This window comes from Flavobacterium sp. RSSA_27, assembly GCF_051547125.1.
Lineage (GTDB): Bacteria > Bacteroidota > Bacteroidia > Flavobacteriales > Flavobacteriaceae > Flavobacterium.
Window position 1 is genome coordinate 330,634 of sequence record NZ_JBPTTN010000002.1, and the last position, 23,180, is coordinate 353,813.

Consider the following 23,180-nt stretch of genomic DNA (forward strand, 5'->3'; position numbering starts at 1 on the left):
CATTTACTATTGATTTTTTTACTTAAGCTTGATCTCTTATTATCTATGGTTTAATTTATTAAGTACTCTTCAATTTCAACTAATGTTTATTTACTTCTCTGAAACAATTCTTTAAATTTATTGTAATCCATCGTAATGATGAAAGAAACGCCTGTTTCGACCACTTCTCCTTGAAGCGCTACTTGGTATTTGTTGATGCGATAGCCTCTCACTTTATAGCGACCGTCTTTTGTGATTTGGTAATCGATAGACACATCGCCTGCAATGTTGGTAGCTTTTTCATTGGCTTGTTGGCTGCCTTCCAATTCAAAACTACTGCCCACCGTCACTTTTACCCTATCATTGAATAGTTTTTTGGAAACTTCAACGTTCAAGTCAGTTGCTTCTTCTTTTTTACCCGAAGAATAATCCTCGGTAGATTGCAAATCAAAATTCAAATCGATGCCTTTAATTAAATCACCGGCTAGATTGTTCAATTGGTTCGATAAAATTTTACTTGCACTTCCTCTCGCCATCGATTCGGCAGAGAATCCCGATTCGCTCGACAATGGATTGTCACCCATAAAGTTACCCAAAACCAATAAAGCAAAAACCTGTTTGTTCATTTCGTTCGGGTCTTGACGCAATTGGTCGAGTTTGGCTTTGGTGGTACTCATCACCTTTGAGGAAACCGAATTGTTCTCTGGTAGTACGATATCAAATGCAATTTCCGGCTTCATAATTTCGCCTGTCATTTTCAGCTCGGTTTCAAACGGAATTTTCTCCTTGTAGGTGTTTTTTTCTGCCTCTGAAACACTACCAATTTGGTTTAACACCAAGTCGATAGGCGCCGTGGTCACTTTGTACACCGCGGTAATATTGATGTCGGCTTCCATAGGTTCGCCTTTCCAAATGATATAACTTCCTTTTTTGATGTCGAATTTTCTTTTGATGGAACTGAACGTCATTTCATATACGCCTTCTTCTAGCTCATATTTTCCGGTCAAATTTGTTTTTCCCGAGACGTCAATGCCACCGTTTAAGTGCGCTGTGCCCTTTACTTTTACAAAATCGCCTGTGGTTTTATCAATAATCATCGTCAATTCAGCGTCTTTGTCTACCGTAATATCCACTGATGCATTGATACCCATAATGTCGCTTTGACTGGCTTTTTTATCTCCATTTAAAGTGGTCACCAAAACAGGATGGTCTTGGTCGATAAACTCAACAATGCCTTCTCTATCGGCTATTGAGGGGTCGGATTGAGGTACAACAATAGTAAAGCGAGTATCTTTATTTACTTTAATTGCGCCCTTGATTATTGGATTTTTACTCGTTCCAGCAATAGTGATGTGGTTGTCTAGGAATAATTCGCCATAGAACAATTCGTTGTCTTTGGCTTTAGAGTTAATGGCTTTGAAATTTTCGGCATCAATGGTTAAATCAAAAGCGAGATTGTCCAAAGAAGCGGTGTTAATTAGACCATCAATAGTTAAGTCATTATTCTTTTCATCTTTTATCGTAAACTTTTTAAAGATGATTTTTTGGTCTTCAAAAGTGATGGCATCATTTATGGAATTAAAAGTAGCGTTGAGTTGTTTTACATTGAAGCCTACATTGTTAAATTGCAAGAGTCCATTTAAATTTGGTTCAGCAGTTGTTCCTTTGATGTCGAAGTTACCAGATAAGTAACCACTACTTTTAATCAATTGTCCCAAAGAAAAGCCTTGAATGCTTTGCATATTGAGTTTTGCTATGGCCAATTTCATATCGAAAGTATCGCTTTGGCTATTGTATTTCCCGTTTAATTGAACATCATTTTCTTGTCCGGTAAGCGCTACGTGCGTATCGTATTGGTTTTGTTTTTCGTTTTTAATTTGAATCACAAAATCGCCTACGGCTTCTTTTTTGAAAGTAAAGGCGTCGATTTTTATGTCCGAGGTGAAAAGCGGTTGTGTTGCTATGTTTTTGACCACAGCCGTTCCGTTGATTTTTCCGCTAAGTTGCCAGTCGTCTTTTTCGACCATACTGCTTAGCGTTTGGATGTCGAAATTTTCAAAGGCCAAAGCTATGGGGGCATTGGCGATTGGCGTTTGCGATTGCGCACTGATACTGCTCCCTTCGTGTTCTAATTTGAAATCCGAAAGGATCAATCCTTTGGGTGTCGAAACGATTTGATTGTTTTCTGGTAGTTGCCAATTTTCGTAATTCAGCAAGGCATTTTTATCCAAATGCAATAAAGTGTTGCCTTGACTGGTTGTTACATTGCCTGCAAGAAAATAACGCTCTTTGTCTTTGTTGTCTTTAAGTTGCAAGGCATAATCGATTTGATTGTTGGCTACTTTTCCAGACAGTAAAGTAAAAGGCAATTGCATTTGTGGATTTTGTATGTCGTCAATGGTAATGCTATAGTTTAGCGCATTGTCATTAGTAGCAATATTCAAATTAGCAGCGGTTAGGGTTTGGTTACCGTAGACTAATTTTGGTATCTTTCCTGTGACTGCAATCGAGTCGTTTACCGAATTGTAGCTACCCGAAAACTGAAGAGGAACCAATTCCTTTACATCGGGTACTAACTGTGCAAACAACGGACTTTCTTTGGTATGGAGCGTAAAGCTGAAGTGTTGTGGAGCCGTTGTTTTTCTTTTGGCTTTTGGTGTCGTATTGTAATAATGCGCTATCGAATTTTGTAAAGCCGTTGCCAATTGACTAATGTTGAATTGTCCTTCCAAAGTCGCATCCATAAGGCTAGAATTCAATAGTAATTCGGTTTTTTCTTTATTCGAAACCGCTTTAAATTGAATAGAATCTACTGGGAACGCACCTTTTTCATTGGTGATTACGAGTTGGTGTGCGACTATCGTTCCGTTAAGTCTGTCCAAATCGGCAGAAAGCATATTGGCATCCACTTCGCCTTTCAGTTTTAAAGGGCCCGCGTGAAGGTTTAGTTTTTCTAAATCGGCTATGTCTAAATGGAGTTTTGCATTTCCTTTTGGCGATTTACCGTTCATACCTCCAGTTCCAGTTAGATTAAAGGTCAAATTGGGGTCGTTCGCATCCATCGTGGCTTCAAAAAGTCCTTGTTTCATTGCGCCATTCCAACTCAAATTTTGATACGCATAGTTGTGGTACACCACTTTAGAAACCGTTCCTGTACTTACAATGGTAGCTGTTTTGGGGTCCAATCCTGTTCCTTTTACGCGGATGCGGCTACTCATTTTTCCTAAATCTTTATTCTGAATCAAACGACCGATATCAAAATTCGTCAACTCGGCTTGGGCGTCATAGCGTTCTTTGTTTTTTTGGCGTTGGTCAAAGGTGGCTTTTACTTTGGCTTTGCCAAAACTACTATTGAGCACCACATCGGTAAAAAAGGAATGCATCGTTCCTTTGAAACTTCCTTTTCCGCTCAATTGATTGGGTAAGCTAAGGTTGGAAGGCCAACTTCCTTTGGGTGCGAATTGTTGTAAGTCTTTGGCAGTGGACTCAAAATTTTGAATGGCGATGTCAAATCGGGCTTGGTCTACATTGGGTAAGCCTATGATTGAACCGCTAGCTTGTAATTTAGTTTTGCCAATGCCGCTCACTTCAAGGTTGGGAATTTCGATGCGATTGAGTTTGCCTGAAACGGTACTGTTAATGAGTAAAATTCCTTTAGGATTACTCGCAAATGGAGGAGTATTGGCCAATTGCGGCGCCAACAAAAGCACTTCTTTGAAACCCAACTGACTCTTTTTTAAATTCGCTTTTATGGATAGTTCCCCCGGATTGTTACTCAGAGTCGCAATGGATGGATACCCCAAAAGTACTTGATTGCGCAAAAGGGTTTGAGGTGTTTTGAGGTACAACTTTTTCAAATAGCTGTTTTTGTGACCAAAGAAAAAGTCAGTGGACAGGGAATCTATGACCAAACCACTTTGTTCTTTTCCGGCAAAAGAGGCTACGTTGACCGCAATCGATTCGGGTTTGTAATGAAAATTAGTCGCTTTGAGATGGGCTTTTTGGAGTTGGATATGGTTGTAATCCAATCCTTTTGACAAACGGTTGAAGTTGTTGTTGTCAAACTGAAAAAACAGTTGAGCAACATCGGTTTGATTGATTTTCACTTCCCATTGGTTGGGTTTTTCGGCGGGGTTGGTGACTTTGGGAGCTGCAATTTTATTCACTCTACCCAAAGCTACGGCACCTCTTAGGTTTTCAAAATTCAGAGTGTTGATGACCACGAGTTCATTGGCCAAATCAATCAAATCTATTTTGGTGTACCAGCGTTTGAAGGAAACGTGGGCTTTGGTTTTTTGAACCGATTCTAAGTAATCGACTTGTACTTTGCGAAAATCCATTTCACCCAATTTGATTTTCCAATCAGGCGTTGGGGCGCTAACTATTTTGTTGGCCACTGCCGTTTTAGGCGTTGCTTTTAGGGCTTGGGTTACGGCTGCGGTGAGTCCAGTGACTTTGATTTTAGGTAAGTCGATTTCTTGTTGTGCTATATCAAAAGATTTGAATTCGGTGTCGAAATGTTTGAGTTGAAGTGTGGCCTTGAGGGGCTCTTTGGCATCATTGTAAACGAAACGAATTTGCTTCAGATTGATTTTACGCAGCACCATAGCCATAGGTTTTGAAGGTTCTTCTTCTGGTTTTTCTGGAGAAGCAAACGCTTGGGTGATGTAATCAAAATTGAATGTGCCTTGACGGTTACGGTCTATTTTGGCAGTGATGCCCTCTAGTGTAATGCTGTTTAACGTTAGTTGGTTGCCCATCAAATCGATTAGGCTAAAATCGACTACAAGGTGTTGTCCTGCTAGTAAAGTGTCTTTTTTTTGGTCGGATAAATACAAGCCGTGCAGTTGTAGGGGTTGAAAAAGCCCAAACGAAAGCGAGTCGATGTGTACTTTGGTTTTGATTTTTTGGTGGAGGTAATCGATCGCTTGGTCTTTGGCGAAACCTTGTACAAAAGGCAAATGCAGCGCTATACCCAAAACCAATAGCATGAGGACAGTCCCCAAGACTATTTTGCGTACCACCGAAATACTTTTTTGGATTATAGGTTTCAAAAGAGCGATTTTAGCATAAAAGTAGCTTTTTTAAAACAAAGTAGCAAGTGGTGGGTTTGGGGGTGGAGTAGAAAAGTATAAAAATTCTTATTTTAAAAAAATAAAAAATGTTTTTTTCAATAAGCAGTAATTGATCATTACAATACTTAAATTTTTGTAGTTTTGATAAAAAAAGCTATTATCTTTTAAAACTATTTTTTTGTTTCAATTTTTTGATAGTTTTTTTAAATTTTAACATGAATATTTTATGAAATTCGTTGAGGTAGTTGCGGCAGTTATTATACATGATGATAAAATTCTTTGTGTTCAAAGGGGAGTTAACAAATATGATTATATTTCAATGAAATATGAATTTCCTGGTGGTAAACTAGAAAAAGGTGAAACTAGAGTAGATTGTATTAAAAGAGAAATTTTTGAAGAGTTGAATATGGATATTGATGTCAAAGATGAGTTTTTGACAGTAAAGCATGAATATCCAGATTTTATTATTGAAATGCATAGTTTTATATGTAATGTTAGCACAAGTGAATTAGTACTAACTGAACATGTTGATTTTAAATGGTTAAAAAAGACAGATTTAAATAAATTAGATTGGGCAGAAGCAGATATACCTATAGTAAATAAATTAATGAATAATGGATAGAAAAATAGAAATATTCAATGCCAGTTTGCAAACAGGTTATATTGATAAAAATATTTTATCTGATGTAGCATATCAACCTGAGCTACTAGTCAATCAAAAAAATCCTCCAAAGAAAGTACTTTCAACAATACTTCACGAACTCGATACTTGTATTCAATTTTATATTTCTGTTGCATTTGTTACTACAAGTGGAGTTGCAACGATTATCAACAAATTAAAAGAATTAGAAAATCGTCAGATTCATGGCAGAATTTTAGTATCCCAATATTTGAACTTTACTCAGCCTGAAGCATTACGTAGATTATTACAGTTTAAAAATATTGATTTAAGAATTGCTGTTACAGGAAATGCTCATGTAAAGGGATATATATTTAAAAGCAAAGAACATTATAATATAATTGTAGGTAGTAGTAATTTAACTGCTCAGGCTCTTGCAACAAATAAAGAATGGAATGTAAAAATTTCGGCTTTAGACGAAAGTGGAATTGTAGATAAAGTAATTAATGAATTTAATAAAGATTTTGAGAAAGCAACAAAAGTAACACCTGATTTTATATCTAATTATGATGAAATTTATCAAAATCAATTCATACTTAATAAAAAGAAATCTTTTGAGAATATAACTGAATCACAAACTGTTATAGTTCCAAATTCAATGCAAAAAGAAGCATTAGAGAATTTAAAACAGTTAAGAGAAGATAAAATGAACAAAGCTTTAATTATCTCTGCAACTGGAACTGGAAAAACTTATCTATCAGCATTTGATGCTCATTATTTTAATCCTAGAAAATTGTTATTTGTAGTTCATAGATTAACTATAGCAAAAGATGCACTAAGAACATTTAAGAAAGTTTTTGGAAAGGGTAAATCTATGGGGTTGTATTCAGGTGATAAGAGGGAGTTAGATTGTGACTTCATATTTTCAACAGTACAAACAATTTCTAAAAGCACAAATCTAGAAAACTTTTCTAAAGAACATTTTGATTACATAATAATAGATGAAACTCATCGTTCTGGTGCCGAATCGTATTTAAGATTGATAAATTATTTTAAACCAAAGTTTCTTCTAGGAATGACTGCTACTCCGGAGAGAACCGATGGGAATGATATTTTTAAATTATTTGACCACAATATCGCTTATGAAATTAGGTTGAATAGGGCAATGGAAGAAGAAATGCTTAGTACATTTCATTATTATGGTGTAACAGATTTATGTGTTGAAAATACTGAAATTGATGACAAGACAGATTTTAACTTATTAATTTCTAGTGAAAGAGTAAGTCAAATAATTGAAAAAGCAAGTTTCTATGGAAGTGATAATGGTATAACCAGAGGTCTGATTTTTTGCTCAAGGAAAAATGAGGCAATTGAACTTTCTAAGTTATTTAATGAAAAAGGTTTTAAAACAGTTGCTTTAACTGGAGATAGTTCAGATGAATTGAGGGCAAATTCAATTGAAAAATTAGAGTCAAATAATTTACATGAAAAACTTGATTACATTTTTACGGTAGATATTTTCAACGAAGGTATCGATATCCCAAAAATAAATCAGATTATTATGCTTCGACCAACTGAATCAGCAATTATTTTTATACAGCAATTAGGTCGTGGTTTAAGGAAAGTTGAAGGGAAAAGCTATGTAACTGTTATTGATTTTATTGGGAATTATAGTAACAATTATTTAATTCCAATTGCTTTATATGGAGATACTTCTTATAATAAAGATTCCTTACGAAAATTAATTACTGAAGGAAGTAGAATGATTCCAGGTGCATCAACTATCAACTTTGATGAAATTACTAAAGAGAAAATTTTTCAATCTATAGATTCAGCAAACATGCAATTGTTGGCTGATTTGAGAAAAGATTATAATTTATTGAAGTTCAAGCTTGGTAGGACACCAATGATGATGGATTTTATAGAGCATGGATCAAGAGATCCATATTTATATGTGGATTATTCCAATTCTTATTATAATTTCATTGTTAGAGTAGTGAAGGATGAAAATGTAACATTATCCGATAAACAGATTAAAGTTTTAGAACTTTTCAGTAAAGAAATAAATAATTCTAAGAGGTTAGAAGAATCTTTGATAATTAAATTATTAATTGAAAACAAAGTGCTGTCTGTTAGCGGATTAAAGGATTTTGTTTATGAAAAATATCAATACTTGATTTCCGATGACACAATAAACTCTTGTGTTTCAAACTTAAATTTTGAATTTATAAGAGAAAAAAAAGATGGAAAGTTGATTTCCGCAAAGAAGATTTATGATTTGGATATTATAAAAATTGAAAATCAAAGCTTTTTATTTTCAGACGACTTTGTTGTTTTTTTGCATAATGATACATTTAAGAGATATCTTGTTGATTCAATAAATTATTCTATTTATGAGTTCAATAAATTATTTGAACGAGACCAATGGCAAAATGGATTTATTTTATACAGAAAGTATTCTAGAAAAGATGTTTTTAGAATATTGAATGTTTCGGAAAACCCTGTTGCTCAAAATGTTGGTGGTTATTTAGTAAGTCCAGACAATTCAAATTGTCCAATATTTGTAAACTATCATAAAGAAGAACATATTTCTGAATCAACAAAATATGAGGATGAATTTATAAATAATAAGGAATTTAATTGGATGTCAAAATCTAATCGCACTATTAGTAGTAATGATGTTCAATCAATTTTAGGTAAAAAAGGTCCAATTCGTCTTCCATTATTTATCAAAAAAAACAATGATGAAGGTATGGACTTTTATTATATGGGTGAAATAGAGCCTAATTTAAATAAGATTGAGCAAACAACTATGAGTAATGATAATGGAAAACAGATTTCAGTTGTAAAAATTGGTTTCAATTTAAAAAGCCCTGTTTCTAGTTTTATGTATAATTATTTAGAAGAAAACAGAATATCTAAAAATAAAGTTTCTCAACAAAACATTATTAAGAACAAGATTGATATAAATAAATTAGAAATTTCTCAAGATATTGAGCCAATATTAAAAAATCCTATTCCACTTTATAATTTTTATGCTGCTGCTGGAACTTTTAGTGAAATGCAAGAAGCTAAAGAATTTACTTTAATTGAGGGGCCTGAAAGCTTAAACAAGAATAATGATTATTTCGCATGTAAAATTATTGGAGAATCAATGAATAGGGTAATTCCTAATGGCTCTATTTGTTTGTTTAAACCTTATACTGGTGGCAGTAGAAATGGGAAAATTGTTTTAGTTGAGAATTACGATGTCTATGACAATGATTTCAATTCAGCTTTTACAATAAAAACTTATGCAAGTGAAAAGATTGTGAATGAAGATAATTGGTTTCATGAATCAATTATTTTGAAGCCAAATTCTTTTGACTCCACTTATAAAGACATTAAAATAAATGAGGAAAATGGAAAAAACATGAGGATTGTTGGTGAATTTATTTCTATTATTTCTTAATTTTTAAATAGTTAAATCATTTATGACAAGTCATTTTCAATACTACTGGTCTTTCATAGAAACCTATTATCCAAATTATTACTCCTGTGACTCGATTTTATTGAGTGATATTCTTTTGAGAAAATTGGAGGGAGAAGTAATTGATGCTAACGATGAAGTTTTGATTGAAGGTTGGGACATTAAAAAGAAGTTACTCGAATTGGATACAATCATTATGGAAAAAGCGATGAAAAATTATTTTGCTATGCATTATCCAGAATAGAATAGGTTATAATTAATAAAAACAAAACGCTTCTCCCTTCCCAGAGAAGCGTTGTTTGTTTTATGTTTTTTTTGTCAAGTATACCTTGAAAATAGTCAAAACGGATGTTCTCAGTATCTATTTTTTAACTGTAGTTTTTTCTTTTCCAATTTTTTTAGTAACTACTTTTTTAGCTTTTCTACTAGCAATAAAGTCACTAATTTCTTTTCTCTCTTGGTCAGTTAAAGGAGGACTTTGAATGATAAAATCTACACCTTTGGGTTCCTTTATGATGTTCATATTTTTACGATTTAAAATATTTTTTTACTAACTTTTTTGCTGCTTCGGTTTCAATAATCATTCTTTGATTTTTAAAATGGTAAGCACCTAAATTTTCTTCGTAATGCTTAATTAAGTTTGTTTTAGCGGTAAATGCTACAAAACCATCAAAACCTTTTTGGAAAGAAACTTTACAAGCATAAGCTACTAGATTTCCTGCAACACCCTCGTACAGTTTATCTTTACCAATATTAAAAGGAGAACTTTCAAGTAAATTCATATAAATATGGTCTTCTTCAATAGTTATACTTAGAAGACCTTGTAAAATTGATGCGTTATTTACAATAGTTAGTTTGTAAACTTCTTTTTTTAAATCTTTGAATTCTAATTTCCAATCAAAATTCCATCCATTTTTTTTGGTTATATTTTTTAAATCAGTTGTGGTCAATCTGCTAACTTCAGTTTGAAAACTGTCTCCAGAGATTGTATTCAAAATTGAATCTGTTAATTTGTCAATTATGAAATCTTGCTCTAATTGAATTTTATTACCCATACCTCAAAAATACGAAATAATTTGAGTTAAACGAATAGTAAATTAGCTAGAAACTACTATGAAATAAAATATATAGTGAGCTTCTAATTATATTGTATAATTCCGTTTCGCACAAAGTATAATAGAGAGTTTTGTTTATTTGAAGTTGTTCGAAACCTTATTCGTTCTGGCTAGCCCCGGGAGTAGTGGCATCCTTTGTGGCCTCGTTTTTTTGAACGAGGCTACAAAGATAGAACGTATCACGGGAGGGGACGTACTTGCGGTCCTTAGGCGGGCTGCTCCCAATGCAACTTATTCACTTGCAATGTAATGCTAGCGCGTGGTTGTGTCTTTTTTATGAAGTTGTTTTTGTTTAGTGGTTGTTAAAAAAGGTTTTATTTACAAACTGGTACACGACACTAAACAGTAGCAACCACAAAACCGCCATCAAAGCATAACCCCAATAGCCTAACGAATAACCAAAGACAAACAACCAAGTTTCGTGTTGGTACAAAGGATTAAATGCTTCCCAATGATTTGTAGGACCGCCACTCGATAGCAGTAAAACCACTAAGGATACCAAGTAAATTAGTAAAATAGTGAATACAGTGGTTAGGAGTATTTTTTTGAATGTCATAATGGGTTTGTTGTTTAATCGGTTAATTGGTTAATCGGTTAATCGGTTAATCGGTTAATTGGTTAATTGGTTAATCGTTTAATCGTTTAATTGGTTATTGTTCGTGGTTTATGGTTTGTCATTTGCTTTTTGTTTTTTGCTTTTTGTTTTTTGCTTTTTGTTTTTTGCTTTTTGTTTTTTGCTTTTTGTTTTTTGTTTTTTGTTTTTTGCTTTTTAGAATTTCTTATGTTGTCCAAAAAGATCCAACGGCATAGGTTTTGGCTTGGCCGCTAATGATAACACGGTCGTCACGCAATTCACAGTTAAGTTTTCCAAGTCGTTCTGAAACTTGCAACGCATAGAGTTTATTTTTTCCCAATCGTTCAGCCCAAAGCGGAATCAAAGAGCAATGTGCTGAACCCGTTACAGGATCTTCGAGTAGTGAAGCTTGGGGTGTGAAAAAGCGCGAGACAAAATCGCTATTTTTTCCTGCAGCCGTTACAATTACACCCCCAGTTGCCATACTGAATTGGTCAAAATGGTTGCGATCTATTTGAATGTTGCTTACCGTTTCTTCGTCATCATAAACCAAAACATAGTCTCTAGCTTTCAAGACTTCTTTAGGAGCCACACTAAAGGCTGCTTTTAAGTGGTCAGGAAGCGGGCAGGGGTGCGGCATTCTAGATGGAAAATCCAAAAAATAGTAGTCGTCTTTTACTTTAACCGTAAGCTCACCACTGAGTGTTTCGAAGACAAAAGTGGTTCTGGTATCGTTCAAAATGGTTTTTAAAGCATGAACGGTAGCCAACGTGGCATGACCGCACAAATCCATTTCAATTTCTGGAGTAAACCAACGCAGGTGTATTTTTTCGCCTTTATCCACAAAAAAAGCGGTTTCTGCTACGGCATTTTCTTGGGTGATTTTCAATAAAAGGGCATCTGGCAACCACTCTTGTAAAGGAACAACTACAGCTGGATTTCCTCCAAATAAGGTATCGGTAAAAGCATCAATTTGATAAAAGTCTAATTTCATGGTTTAGTAGCGGGAAAAAGGTTTGTAAATCCACCAAAAATAAGGATTTATCGTTGGATTCTGTAGTTTCTGGTATAAAAAGAGCTCGGCAAACACACCAATTTTTTTTCGCCACGAATTTTAAGAAAGTGGAAAAATGACACAGATTACACAGATTGAAAAGTAGCAAAACTTTGCGCCCTTTGCGTAACCCTTTGCGTTCTTTGCGGTTAAGCTTGTAGACACAGATTGCACAAATTGACACAGATTGAAAAGTAGCAAAACTTTGCGCCCTTTGCGTAACCCTTTGCCCGCTTTGCGGTTAAGCTTGTAGACACAGATTACACAGATTTTCACAGATTGTAAAGTAGCAAAACTTTGCGCCCTTTGCGTAACCCTTTGCGCGCTTTGCGGTTAAGCTTGTAGACACAGATTACACAGATTTTCACAGATTGAAAAGTAGCAAAACTTTGCGCCCTTTGCGTAACCCTTTGCGCTCTTTGCGGTTAAGCTTGTAGACACGCACTACTAATTGTGATACTAAAATTTGAATGATACGAATCCCTTTGAGGATTTATTTTTGGAAATAAAATGGTAAGGATCTCATCAATTCAGTATAAAATATAAAACGATAGCAAGGATCAGTAGGCTAAAAATGAAGAATAAGGTTCTGTTTTTGGGAGACTTTTCTTCATTGAATGCTTTTTCTTCAATTTCAAAAAGATATTCTTCCGCGGAATTGCATAAATTTAAATCTGCCATAGATTCGGTATCCGAACTGGAAATTTCAAAAACAATACTTTCAAAAAGTGATTTGGCTCTGCTGTAGTTTCCCGCATCATAATGCCTTTTGGCTTTATCGTATTTTTTAATTAGGTTATAGTGTCTCATGGCTTTTTTTGAATAAAGTTATGCATTTTTATAATTTGTTAACGTCTAATTTGAATAGTACATTATTGTTCGCCCAACTTGAACTTTCCACCACTACTTGTTTTTCTTAAGTGGTTAACGTCTCCTATATGGGTTGGAAAAAAAAGCGACTCCAATGTTGAAGTCGCTTAGGGATAGGTGAGGAGGAATTATTGATTTTGTAAAAATGCTTTCAGTTCCTCGTATATTTTGATTTTGGTGCTTCTTTTTTCTTTATTCAAGACGCTTTTTATTTGAGAAGGAATGGGTAAAGTCACTCCCAATGCGGGTTCGACGATGTCTGAAAACTTGATAGGGTGAGCCGTTTCAAGGAAAATCCCCAAGGCTTCGGGATGGTTTTGCAGTTCTTTTTTCAATCCTAAATAGCCTACTGCTCCGTGTGGTTCTGCGATGTAGCCTTTTTGTTGTTGAATGGTTTTCATAGCCTCAAGTGTAGCAGCATCGCTAAAGGTATAGGACGAAAAATCTTTTTCGAATTGTTTCAAATCATTTTGATATAGTTCTTGTATGCGCACAAAATTACTAGGATTACCCACATCCATAGCATTCGAAATCGTGGCGATGGAAGGTTTTGGGTCGTAAACGCCATTTTCTAGGAAACGCGGTACGGTATCGTTGGCATTGGTAGCAGCTACAAAATGTTCGATAGGTACCCCTAATTTCTTCGCAATGATGCCTGCGCAAATGTTCCCGAAATTTCCGCTCGGACAGGAGAAGATCAAGGGTTTTTGCTGTTGTTTCAAGGCTTTGTAAGCAAAGAAAAAGTAGAACATTTGGGGTAACCAACGCGCAATATTGATGGAATTCGCAGAAGTTAAATGCACATCGGCCAAATCGGGATCCAAGAATGCTTTTTTAACCATATCCTGACAATCGTCAAAAACACCGTCAACTTCGAGTGCTTTGATGTTCTGTCCCAAAGTCGTCAATTGACGTTCTTGGATGTCACTCACTTTTCCTGATGGATATAAAATTACGACTTCTACGCCAGTCACGCCCAAAAAACCACTCGCTACGGCGCCTCCTGTATCACCAGAAGTGGCTACCAATACTGTGTTCTTTTTTGAAGGGTCGTTTCGGTTGAAATAAGCGATGCAACGCGACATAAAACGCGCTCCAACATCTTTGAACGCCATCGTTGGGCCGTGAAATAATTCTAAAGAATAAATCCCATTTTCTACTTCGACTACGGGGAAATCAAAGCAAAGCGTTTCGGCTATGATTTGGCGTAGCTTGTCGGCTGGAATTTCGTCGCCCACAAATTGCTGAATGGCTTGAAAAGCGATTTCCTCGTGGGATAGCTTTTCGATGTTTTCAAAAAAGTCAGCCGCCAACGGGCTAATTGTTTCGGGAAAATATAAGCCTTTGTCAGAGGCCAATCCTTGTACCACCGCTTCCTCAAAAGAAACGTTGGGTGCATTATGGTTTAAACTGTAGTATTTCATTTTTAGTGATTAGTCGCTCTCGACTGCGCTCGAGCTGACAGTAATTAGTGATTAGTGATTAGTGATTAGTGATTAGTGATTAGTGATTAGTGATTGGTCCTTAGACCTTAGTTCAAACTCTATATTCTATATTCTATAATTAGAGGGCTATTATACTAACTCCATCTGGATTAATTTTCGACACGTGGATTTCGTAGGGCAAATGCATTTCTTCATACACTTTGCTCATGGCATCGGCTATTTTTTTGGCTGTTTTTTCTCCTTCGCTCAAGGCAAAAATTGAAGGACCAGAACCTGAAATTCCAGAGCCCAGTGCGCCGTTTTCGTAAGCGGTTTGTTTGATGGCATCAAAACCAGGAATCAGCATACTGCGAACGGGTTCTATGATTTCGTCATGTAAGGACCGCCCAATAAGATCATAATCTTGGGTGTACAAGCCAGCGACCAAACCTCCCACATTCCCCCATTGCGTAATGGCACTCTTAAGGGAAACAGTCTGCTTCAACACCGAACGCGCATCCGATGTTTTGAGTTCAATTTGTGGATGAACTACCGTAGCGTATAATTCTGTCGGACTGTCGATTTTGATAATGTCTAAAGGGTTGGAACTTCTCACTAAAGTGAAACCACCCAAAAGGCAAGGCGCTACATTATCAGCATGGGCATTGCCACTGGCTAATTTTTCGCCTTGCATGGCAAATTGCACCAATTCTTTGCGCGAAAATGGTCGGCCAAGCAATTCATTAATTCCAAAAACGGCTCCGGCTGAACTTGCAGCGCTGCTTCCAATGCCACTTCCAGCTTTAATGTTTTTATAGATTTCGATTTCAAAACCCATTTCTGTTTCAAAAGCTTCTAGTAATGCCAAAGCAGCAACTCCTGCTACATTTTTCTCGGTTTCTAAAGGCAAATCAGCACCTACGATTTTGGTGATGCGAACCCCTTTTTTGGAAGAAGTCCGCACAATCATTTCGTCGCCTGCAGTGGCCAAACACATGCCCAATACATCAAATCCACAAGAAAGATTAGCGATAGTAGCTGGACAAAATAGTTTTATTTCTTTCATTTTTTTTAGTTTCTTAGTTTCTGAGAAGCTAAGTTTTTATTGTTCTAAGTTTGAATTGTCTTAGAGGCTAAGGAACTTTAGTGTCTCAGTAACTCTTTTTACACATTTCCAATTCGAATGACATCGGCAAAAATCCCTGAAGCAGTAACAGCGGCACCTGCGCCAGCGCCTTTAATCAATAAAGGTTGGTCTACATAGCGATCGGTGTAGAATAACACGATATTGTCTTTTCCTTCTAAGTTATAAAAAGGATGGTCTTTGGCGATGCATTGCAATCCGACATGGGCTTTGCCGTTTTCGAATTGGGCAACAAATTTGAGACGGGATTCTTTTTCGTTTGCTTCTTTTAACAATTGCTCAAAATGGGTGGCATTTGTAAGAAGTGATTTGAAAAAATCATCATTATTGGTAGTCTTCATGCATTCCTCTGGTAAGAATGAAACGTTTTCAATGTCTTCAATTTCCATTTGATACCCGCTTTCTCGTATAAGAATTAAAATTTTTCTCGCTACATCAACTCCGCTCAAATCGATTTTTGGATCGGGCTCTGTGAATCCTTGAACGCCTGCTTCTTTTACTACATCATGAAAAGAATAATTTGGACCGAAATTATTAAAAATGAAATTCAAACTTCCGGATAAAACCGCTTGAATTTTGTGCACTTTGTCGCCTGATGCAACTAAGTTTTTGACTGTGTCAATAATTGGTAATCCAGCACCTACATTGGTTTCAAATAAGAAAGGAGCATTGTATTTTCGTGATAAATTTTTAAGGTTTTGATACTTGGCATAGGCCGATGAACAAGCAATTTTGTTGCAAGTCACTACCGCTACGTTTTGTCTCAAAAATTGTTCATACAGCTTAGAGACATTTTCATTGGCTGTGCTATCAACAAATATACTGTTGCGCAAATTGAGTTCTTTTACTTTAGCAATAAAAGTCTCGGCATTTGCAGGTTCGCCATTTGCTAAAAGCGACGACCACTCTTTGAGCGACATGCCTTCTTCATCAAAATGCATTTTTCTAGAATTGGAAACAGCAATGACACGTAAATTGATTTTTAGATTTTCTTTTAAAAATTTCTTTTGTTGGTGCATTTGCTCCATAAATTTTCCTCCAACGTTCCCTACACCCATAACGAACAAGTTGAGTTGTTTGGTGTTTTCTTCAAAGAAGTTTTCGTGCAACGTATTTAATGCTTTCTTGACATCTCTTTCGTTGATGACTACCGAAATGTTTCTCTCAGAAGCGCCTTGTGCGATGGCGCGAATATTGACATTGTTTTTTCCTAGTGTACTAAACATGCGTCCGCTTAGTCCTTGGTGATTTTTCATGTTTTCACCAACCAAAGCAATAATGCATAGGTTTTTTTCAACGATGCAAGGGTCAACTTTGTTTTGAGCAATTTCTATTTCGAAGGCTTTGTTGATGGCGGTTTCGGCAATTTCTGCATCGGAATTTTGAATACCAATACAGATGGAATGCTCCGATGAAGCCTGTGTGATAAAGATAACATTGATGTTTTCATTCGAAAGTACTTCAAAAAGACGTTTGGAAGAACCCGCTACACCAATCATTCCAGAGCCTTCAAGCGTAACCAAGGTGATGTTGTCGATGTGACTGATACCTTTTACAGGAGATCCATTGGTAGTAACCGAATTGGAAATTAAAGTTCCTTCAGCTTGGGGTTCAAAAGTGTTTTTGATCCATATAGGAATATTTTGCTGTAATACTGGCTGAATAGTAGGTGGATATAAAACTTTAGCTCCAAAATGAGACAACTCCATAGCTTCTTGATATGAGATAGAGGCAATGGGTTGTGCTTGTTTTACGAGTTTTGGATTTGCAGTATACATACCGTTTACATCTGTCCAAATTTCTAGTTCATCAACTGCTAATGCGCTTGCAAGAATTGCAGCCGAATAATCCGAGCCGCCACGTCCTAGAGTAGTAGTGATGCCATCCTCAGTAGCTGCAATAAATCCGGGAAGGAGCACTACTTTAGAATCATTTGTTGCAAAGTAATTTTGGATGAGACGATTGCTTACTTCAAAATTCACACTTGCTTTTCCAAAACTAGCATTGGTTTTAATGAGTTCGCGACTGTCTTTATAATTGGTGCTTTTTAGGTTTTGTTTCAAAGCCTCGGCTATGATAAATGAAGATAATACTTCTCCAAAACTCAATATGGTGTCCGAAGTTCTAGGAGATAATTCACCCAACAAAAAACAACCATCCAACAAGGTTTCTAAGCGATTGATGATGCGTTTGACGTGACTTAATAAAGCACTTTGTTCGCTAACAGGAATTAATTGTTTTAAGGTATCTAGGTGTTTTTTTTCTATTTCTAAAACAATGTCTCTAAAGCTTTCGTCGTTTTGTGCCGCTTTTGAAGCGGCTAGTTGTAGTAAATCGGTTACTTTGCTTAAAGCTGATACGACGACTACTAAAGGTTCTTTTTCGGCTTTTTGCGAAATGATGGCTAAAACTAATTTGATATTATCGGCATTGGCTACTGAAGTCCCGCCAAATTTTAATACTCTCATGGTATATTTTTGTTTAATTGAATGCTAAAGTTTGCTGTCTCCCATAACGCTATTTTCTATACAATAGATGGGATAAAAATCGGATGATATGTACTAAAGTATACCCCTAAAGGGTAGTAGTGGTAGTTGAAGTAGTGGTAACAGCAAAAGCAACCCCGGTTGGCGTTGTTAGTTGTGGTGAGTATGTGCTGTTATTTTTTTCCATTTTGATTTTTCAAAAGTACATTTTTTTTGTAAAGATGGAGAATGCTGGAGTCTTTTTACGAATTTTTTAAAAACACTTCATTAATTATCTTAAAATCACGCTTTTTTTATTTTTAGTGGGTAATAAATATGATTTTTGTTTTTTTTAGCATAGTATTTCTATAGGGTAGTTAGTTATGTTTGGTGTTAAAAAAGAAAAATAGCCGACAAGTAGATAGGAAGTAAAACAAGATGTTGGCTTTTTTTTGAAGTTTTTGGGAACAATTGACATCTATGGAAAGGGATTGGATAAGAATTTGAATTTGAAATTTTAAAAACTGTTAAATGCTTTTAGTCTTTTTAATTATTTCTATTTTCAGTTGCTTTTTAATGTGAATTTATTCAATTTTGGTGCTTAAACGATTCTTAAAATGGATAATACGCATTATATTTCTACCGAACTCCTTACTTTTGAAGTACTTCAAGAGATTATAACTTTTCAAAAAACCATTGCTTTGTCTGAAGAGGCCAAAGTTAACATTCAGAAATGTAGGGATTTCTTGGATAAAAAAATGGCCACACATACCGCTCCAATTTATGGGATTAACACGGGCTTTGGGTCTTTGTGCAATGTCAAAATTTCCAATGAAAATTTATCTAAACTTCAAGAGAATTTAGTCAAATCGCACGCTTGTGGTTCAGGTGACGAAGTGCCTACAGCAATCGTTCAATTGATGCTGTTGCTTAAAATTCAATCCTTGAGTTATGGCCATTCAGGAGTGCAATTGCAAACCGTAGAGCGTTTGGTTGACTTTTATAACAACGGAATTTACCCTGTAGTATATACCTTGGGATCATTAGGTGCTTCCGGAGATCTAGCTCCTTTAGCGCATTTGTCTTTGCCGTTACTTGGAGAGGGAGAGGTGTATTTTGACGGAAAAAAAGTCCACTCCAGTGAGGTCTTAGCTGCTTTTAAATGGGAGCCTATCGTTTTACAATCCAAAGAAGGTTTGGCGTTGTTGAACGGTACACAATTTATGGCGGCTTATGGTGCTCATATTTTAATTAAGGCTTATAAATTCTCCTATTTTGCCGATTTAATCAGTGCGATTTCATTAGAAGCTTTTGACGGACGCATAGAACCTTTTAATGAATTGATTCATTTTATTCGTCCTCATAAAGGTCAGATTGTGACCGCACAAAGGATGCAAGATTTTTTAGAAGGAAGCCAAATTATTGCTCATACAAAAACGCATGTGCAAGATCCTTATTCGTTCCGCTGTATTCCACAAGTGCACGGCGCTTCAAAAGACGCTATGGAGTATGTGAAAAAAGTATTTAAAACCGAAATCAATTCGGTTACTGATAATCCCAATATTTTTATCGAGAGTGATCAGATCATTTCTGGTGGAAATTTCCATGGACAACCATTAGCATTGGCTTTAGATTTTATGGCGATTGCTTTGGCTGAATTGGGAAGTATTTCAGAAAGAAGAACTTATCAGTTGATTTCGGGCTTACGCAATCTTCCAGCCTTTTTGGTTGACAATCCTGGGTTGAATTCTGGTTTTATGATTCCACAGTATACTGCAGCTAGTATTGCCAGCCAGAACAAACAATTGGCTACTCCATCAAGTATAGATAGTATTGTGTCAAGTAATGGACAAGAAGATCATGTGAGTATGGGGGCGAACGGAGCGACAAAATGCTTGCGAATTATGGATAATCTTGAGCGTATTTTGGCAATAGAATTAATGAATGCCTCTCAGGCTATTGAATTTAGAAGGCCTTTGCAGTCAAGTGAATTCATTGAAATGTTTTTAGCTTCTTACCGTGAAGAAGTTCCTTTTGTAAGCGAAGATAGAATATTGCATTACGATATTGAAAAAACAATTTCGTTTCTGAATAGTTTTCAAGTCGAAGACGATTTGTTAACGTTAAATTAACATTCGCTTAAAATAATGAACTAATTTTGCAATTCTAAATCCTTATAAAATGACATTAAATAGTGTTTTCCAATTTTTAGTACCAAAGGACAAAAAGTTTTTTCCTTTATTTGAAGAGGCATCAAGCAACTTAATTGAATTGGCTTCTAACTTACACGAAGCGGTGAACTTACCTCTAAAAGAAAGAGAAGTTTTGTTTTTAAAAATTGATGAATTAGAACAACGTGGGGAAGACTTAACACGTCAAACTAACTTAGAATTAAGTAGAAACTTTATTACTCCATTTGATAGAGAAGATATCCACTCTTTAATTACTTCAATTGATAACGTAGCGGATAATTTGCATGGCGCAGCTAGTAGAATGCGTTTGTATCAAGTAGATAAAATCACAAAATCTATTCGTAAATTGACCGAAATCAACCTTGAGGCTTGTCAACACATCGACACTGCTGTAAAAGAGTTGAAAAATTTAGAACGAATGAAAACCATTACTACGGCTTGTGCAAAAATCAATAAATTAGAAAACAAGTCGGATAACGTTTACAATAAAGCTGTTTTTGAAATTTTTGAAAACGAAACTGATGTAAAAAATATTATTAAATACAAAGAAGTACTTTCTGTATTAGAAACTGCTACGGATAAATGTAAGAGTGTAGCTAGTGTTTTGGAATCCATCACAGTAAAACACTCATAAACTTATTTATTCCTTATAGAAAATACAATTATGGAATTTACTTTATTAATAATTATCATTGTTTTAGCCTTAATCTTTGATTACATCAATGGTTTTCATGATGCTGCTAATGCAATTGCTACCGTAGTCGCTACAAAGGTACTTTCTCCATTTCAAGCGGTATTGTGGGCAGCTTTTTTTAACTTTTTAGCTTACTGGGTATTTGGTTTTGGAGTAGCTGACACAGTTGCAAAGACTGCAAGCACAATGGATATAAATCTTGTAGTGATTTTGGCTGGGGTTATAGCGGCGATTTGTTGGAATTTACTAACATGGTGGTTGGGGATTCCATCGAGTTCCTCTCATACTTTAATTGGAGGATTTGCGGGTGCAGCCATAGCTCATGCTGGATTTGGCGTGGTGACTTGGTTCAAAGAAGGAAAAGATGGAGGCTTACCTTCAGGGGTTTTAATCGTTATTGCATTTATCGTTTTAGCGCCTTTGTTGGGAGCTTTGATTTCCTATTTGATATCCATTTGGTTGTTAAATTCTTCCAAGAAAAGCATTTATCCAAAAATCTTTACCTTGTCAATAATGGCAGTAACTGTTTGGTTTGTTGAAAAACAAATGAAGTATTTTGCTGATATTGAAAAACCGAGATTCCCTTCTTCAGAATTTTGGAGTGTTGCTTTAGAAGCGCATAATATCAAATGGTTGTTAGTTGCTTTTATAATTTTATCAATTAGTACCTTTTGTTTGGTTTTTAGTAGCCTAAATATTCATCAAGCAAATTCATGGCTAAAAAAGTTTCAATTGTTGTCTTCTGCAGCTTTTAGTTTAGGACATGGAGGGAATGATTCTCAAAAAGTAATGGGAATTATTGCAGCAGCTGTGGCAGTGTATATTCATACCAGTGGTGTCGCTCAAGAATCTTTACCCGATTGGTTGAATGTAATTTTGCCAAATGATGATAAAGGCATAAAAGGCGCAATGCCTTCTTGGATTCCGTTAGCGTGTTATTCTGCTATCGCTGCAGGTACCTTGAGTGGTGGTTGGAAAATTGTGAAAACAATGGGGTCTAAAATCACTAAAGTATCCTCATTCGAAGGAGTTGCTGCTGAAACCGCCGGTGCATTGACTTTATATTTTACAGAGCATCTTAAAATTCCAGTAAGTACCACACATACCATTACGGGTTCTATTATTGGTGTGGGATTGACCAAAAGAGTTTCTGCAGTTCGTTGGGGAGTAACAGTTAGTTTGTTGTGGGCTTGGGTTTTAACCATTCCAATTTCGGCTTTACTAGCAGCGATTACGTATTATATACTGAGTATCTTTTTGTAGAATTAAATAAAATTAAAAAGGTCTATGAAGAAGTTTTTCTTAATAGACCTTTTTTTTATGGGTTTACTTTTCACTGTATTTTTGTAATGAATACAGTGCTTTCTCTTGAATTTTTTTCTGAAAAAATCCTGTCCATCCTAATAAAAATCCTTTCCATCCCAAGGCTTGTTGCGACCATTTCCAAACATTGAAATTGTCGGTATGTTTGTAAATAAGCCCGTCTTTGAATTGGAATTCGGCAGCGATATAATTAACCACTTTTCTGTTAGTTTGAGAGAAGGTATATTGTGCAACCCATTTTGCTATACCATAGATTTCATCTGCTTTGACATCAGTATACGCTATTTTGATGTTTCCCTTGGCTCTCTCTAAAAGCATTTTCCACATCATATTTGCTTGTTCGCCTTTCAAAAGTCCAAATGCGGGATCACGAAATTGAATATCGGGATGATAACATTGTTTCATGGTAAGAGGGTCGTTATTTTGAAATGCAGTATAGAATTTATGGATGAGTTGTTCGTTTGTATGCATGATTAGGTGTTGATTTTTAATAATAAATTAGGATCTGGACAATTGGATAAGTAAAACGCCTGTGTGCTTAAGCTACAAACTCCAGGGTAATCTCCTTCTTTGTTTTGGATGTCTTTTATGATTTGAAAATGCAAATGAGGTGCATAATCGCCATTTACGCTAGACTTTCCTAATATTGCTATCTGTTCTCCTTTTTTTACAATTTGTCCTTTAGATAGTTTTTGAATGCTCTCTAGGGACAAGTGTCCGTATAAAGTGTAGAAATGATGGTTGTCAACTTTATGTTCTAGAATAATAGTTGGACCATAATCTCCCAATTGATTATTGAATTGAAAGCTGTGAATTTTTCCATCCAAAGCGGCTAGGATAGGAGTGTTTGCGGTTGTCCATAAATCTAAGCCAATGTGTATATTGCGTTCTTCTTCCTCTGAAGTATTGAAGACTTGACTTCTTTTGTATAAGTTTCTAGTTTCATTATAACCACCATAAGCGATGATAGCTTGATTTTCCTTTAAATAGTTTTCGATATAATTTTCAAAATCAGTAGCAGTGGACAGATTTTGGTTCATTAATTCTTGATTGTAAATGGATAAATCTAAGGCAACATAGGAAGAGTAAGGTATTGAGGGGGCAATTACTTTTATGCCTTCGATTTTTTGAAGTACTTGTTCAAGTGAGGTCATTTCTTTTGTATTGAACTTTAAAAATAATA

At 35.5% G+C, this 23,180-nt stretch carries 17 protein-coding genes; 6 read left to right on the forward strand and 11 right to left on the reverse strand.

Annotation, left to right across the window (positions count from 1 at the left end):
• Window positions 1-86 precede the first annotated feature (86 nt).
• Entirely contained in the window at window positions 87-5,033 is a 4,947-nt protein-coding gene (locus ACSVH5_RS04290; RefSeq protein ID WP_438060226.1) for a translocation/assembly module TamB domain-containing protein, read from the reverse strand.
• Window positions 5,034-5,280: 247 nt separating this feature from the next.
• Between ACSVH5_RS04290 and ACSVH5_RS04295 the strand changes: the two genes are divergently transcribed.
• From ACSVH5_RS04295 to ACSVH5_RS04305, 3 genes are read left to right on the forward strand one after another with little or no spacing between them, the layout of a single operon-like run.
• Window positions 5,281-5,676 carry a (deoxy)nucleoside triphosphate pyrophosphohydrolase gene (locus ACSVH5_RS04295; RefSeq protein WP_438060227.1) on the forward strand — a complete coding sequence of 132 codons (396 nt, stop codon included), beginning with the start codon at window positions 5,281-5,283 and terminating at the stop codon, window positions 5,674-5,676.
• Entirely contained in the window at window positions 5,669-9,124 is a 3,456-nt protein-coding gene (locus tag ACSVH5_RS04300; protein ID WP_438060228.1) for a DUF3427 domain-containing protein, read from the forward strand. The genes ACSVH5_RS04295 and ACSVH5_RS04300 overlap by 8 nt, the downstream gene beginning before the upstream one ends.
• A gap of 22 nt (window positions 9,125-9,146) precedes the next feature.
• Window positions 9,147-9,386, forward strand: coding sequence for a hypothetical protein (locus ACSVH5_RS04305; protein ID WP_438060229.1), 240 nt, complete (start codon window positions 9,147-9,149; stop codon window positions 9,384-9,386).
• 117 nt (window positions 9,387-9,503) lie between these two features.
• Here ACSVH5_RS04305 and ACSVH5_RS04310 read toward each other — a convergent pair whose 3' ends face one another.
• The 8 genes from ACSVH5_RS04310 to thrA form a co-directional block, all read right to left on the reverse strand.
• Window positions 9,504-9,665 (reverse strand): hypothetical protein, encoded by a 162-nt coding sequence (locus ACSVH5_RS04310; protein ID WP_438060230.1) that lies wholly within the window; start codon window positions 9,663-9,665, stop codon window positions 9,504-9,506.
• A gap of 4 nt (window positions 9,666-9,669) precedes the next feature.
• Complete coding sequence (locus tag ACSVH5_RS04315) at window positions 9,670-10,197, reverse strand: hypothetical protein (RefSeq protein ID WP_438060231.1); 528 nt, start codon at window positions 10,195-10,197, stop codon at window positions 9,670-9,672.
• Between the two features lie 352 nt (window positions 10,198-10,549).
• On the reverse strand, window positions 10,550-10,813 hold the full coding sequence (locus ACSVH5_RS04320) for a hypothetical protein (protein WP_438060232.1): 264 nt from the start codon (window positions 10,811-10,813) through the stop codon (window positions 10,550-10,552).
• A gap of 223 nt (window positions 10,814-11,036) precedes the next feature.
• A complete protein-coding gene (locus tag ACSVH5_RS04325; protein WP_438060233.1) occupies window positions 11,037-11,825 on the reverse strand; it encodes a PhzF family phenazine biosynthesis protein in 789 nt (262 codons plus the stop codon).
• 585 nt (window positions 11,826-12,410) lie between these two features.
• A complete protein-coding gene (locus ACSVH5_RS04330; RefSeq protein ID WP_438060234.1) occupies window positions 12,411-12,695 on the reverse strand; it encodes a hypothetical protein in 285 nt (94 codons plus the stop codon).
• Window positions 12,696-12,883: 188 nt separating this feature from the next.
• Window positions 12,884-14,179, reverse strand: a complete 1,296-nt coding sequence (gene thrC / locus ACSVH5_RS04335; protein ID WP_438060235.1) for a threonine synthase — start codon at window positions 14,177-14,179, stop codon at window positions 12,884-12,886.
• Window positions 14,180-14,318: 139 nt separating this feature from the next.
• The gene (locus ACSVH5_RS04340) at window positions 14,319-15,245 is read right to left on the reverse strand and encodes a homoserine kinase (protein ID WP_438060236.1); all 927 of its coding nucleotides are present in this window, start codon (window positions 15,243-15,245) and stop codon (window positions 14,319-14,321) included.
• A gap of 98 nt (window positions 15,246-15,343) precedes the next feature.
• Window positions 15,344-17,791 (reverse strand): bifunctional aspartate kinase/homoserine dehydrogenase I, encoded by a 2,448-nt coding sequence (gene thrA, locus ACSVH5_RS04345; protein ID WP_438060237.1) that lies wholly within the window; start codon window positions 17,789-17,791, stop codon window positions 15,344-15,346.
• A gap of 614 nt (window positions 17,792-18,405) precedes the next feature.
• Between thrA and hutH the strand changes: the two genes are divergently transcribed.
• The 3 genes from hutH to ACSVH5_RS04360 are packed head-to-tail and all read left to right on the forward strand — an operon-like array spanning window position 18,406 to window position 21,937.
• Window positions 18,406-19,920 carry a histidine ammonia-lyase gene (gene hutH / locus ACSVH5_RS04350; RefSeq protein ID WP_438060238.1) on the forward strand — a complete coding sequence of 505 codons (1,515 nt, stop codon included), beginning with the start codon at window positions 18,406-18,408 and terminating at the stop codon, window positions 19,918-19,920.
• A 49-nt stretch (window positions 19,921-19,969) separates the two neighbouring features.
• Window positions 19,970-20,614: a DUF47 domain-containing protein gene (locus ACSVH5_RS04355; RefSeq protein ID WP_438060239.1), complete on the forward strand. Its 645-nt coding sequence runs from the start codon at window positions 19,970-19,972 to the stop codon at window positions 20,612-20,614.
• A gap of 30 nt (window positions 20,615-20,644) precedes the next feature.
• Entirely contained in the window at window positions 20,645-21,937 is a 1,293-nt protein-coding gene (locus tag ACSVH5_RS04360; RefSeq protein WP_438060240.1) for an anion permease, read from the forward strand.
• Between the two features lie 63 nt (window positions 21,938-22,000).
• On the opposite strand, the gene ACSVH5_RS04365 is transcribed toward ACSVH5_RS04360, so the two are convergent.
• Both ACSVH5_RS04365 and ACSVH5_RS04370 read right to left on the reverse strand, forming a co-directional pair.
• Window positions 22,001-22,468 carry a nuclear transport factor 2 family protein gene (locus ACSVH5_RS04365; protein WP_438060241.1) on the reverse strand — a complete coding sequence of 156 codons (468 nt, stop codon included), beginning with the start codon at window positions 22,466-22,468 and terminating at the stop codon, window positions 22,001-22,003.
• A gap of 2 nt (window positions 22,469-22,470) precedes the next feature.
• A complete protein-coding gene (locus ACSVH5_RS04370; RefSeq protein WP_438060242.1) occupies window positions 22,471-23,151 on the reverse strand; it encodes a peptidoglycan DD-metalloendopeptidase family protein in 681 nt (226 codons plus the stop codon).
• Window positions 23,152-23,180 lie beyond the last annotated feature (29 nt).

Bases quoted from the DNA above. Each gene is read 5' to 3' on its own strand.
- ACSVH5_RS04295 (WP_438060227.1), top strand. From the start codon at position 5,281: ATGAAATTCGTTGAGGTAGTTGCGGCAGTTATTATACATGATGATAAA.
- ACSVH5_RS04300 (WP_438060228.1), top strand. From the start codon at position 5,669: ATGGATAGAAAAATAGAAATATTCAATGCCAGTTTGCAAACAGGTTAT.
- ACSVH5_RS04305 (WP_438060229.1), top strand. From the start codon at position 9,147: ATGACAAGTCATTTTCAATACTACTGGTCTTTCATAGAAACCTATTAT.
- ACSVH5_RS04310 (WP_438060230.1), bottom strand. From the start codon at position 9,665: ATGAACATCATAAAGGAACCCAAAGGTGTAGATTTTATCATTCAAAGT.
- ACSVH5_RS04315 (WP_438060231.1), bottom strand. From the start codon at position 10,197: ATGGGTAATAAAATTCAATTAGAGCAAGATTTCATAATTGACAAATTA.
- ACSVH5_RS04320 (WP_438060232.1), bottom strand. From the start codon at position 10,813: ATGACATTCAAAAAAATACTCCTAACCACTGTATTCACTATTTTACTA.
- ACSVH5_RS04325 (WP_438060233.1), bottom strand. From the start codon at position 11,825: ATGAAATTAGACTTTTATCAAATTGATGCTTTTACCGATACCTTATTT.
- ACSVH5_RS04330 (WP_438060234.1), bottom strand. From the start codon at position 12,695: ATGAGACACTATAACCTAATTAAAAAATACGATAAAGCCAAAAGGCAT.
- thrC (WP_438060235.1), bottom strand. From the start codon at position 14,179: ATGAAATACTACAGTTTAAACCATAATGCACCCAACGTTTCTTTTGAG.
- ACSVH5_RS04340 (WP_438060236.1), bottom strand. From the start codon at position 15,245: ATGAAAGAAATAAAACTATTTTGTCCAGCTACTATCGCTAATCTTTCT.
- thrA (WP_438060237.1), bottom strand. From the start codon at position 17,791: ATGAGAGTATTAAAATTTGGCGGGACTTCAGTAGCCAATGCCGATAAT.
- hutH (WP_438060238.1), top strand. From the start codon at position 18,406: ATGGATAATACGCATTATATTTCTACCGAACTCCTTACTTTTGAAGTA.
- ACSVH5_RS04355 (WP_438060239.1), top strand. From the start codon at position 19,970: ATGACATTAAATAGTGTTTTCCAATTTTTAGTACCAAAGGACAAAAAG.
- ACSVH5_RS04360 (WP_438060240.1), top strand. From the start codon at position 20,645: ATGGAATTTACTTTATTAATAATTATCATTGTTTTAGCCTTAATCTTT.
- ACSVH5_RS04365 (WP_438060241.1), bottom strand. From the start codon at position 22,468: ATGCATACAAACGAACAACTCATCCATAAATTCTATACTGCATTTCAA.
- ACSVH5_RS04370 (WP_438060242.1), bottom strand. From the start codon at position 23,151: ATGACCTCACTTGAACAAGTACTTCAAAAAATCGAAGGCATAAAAGTA.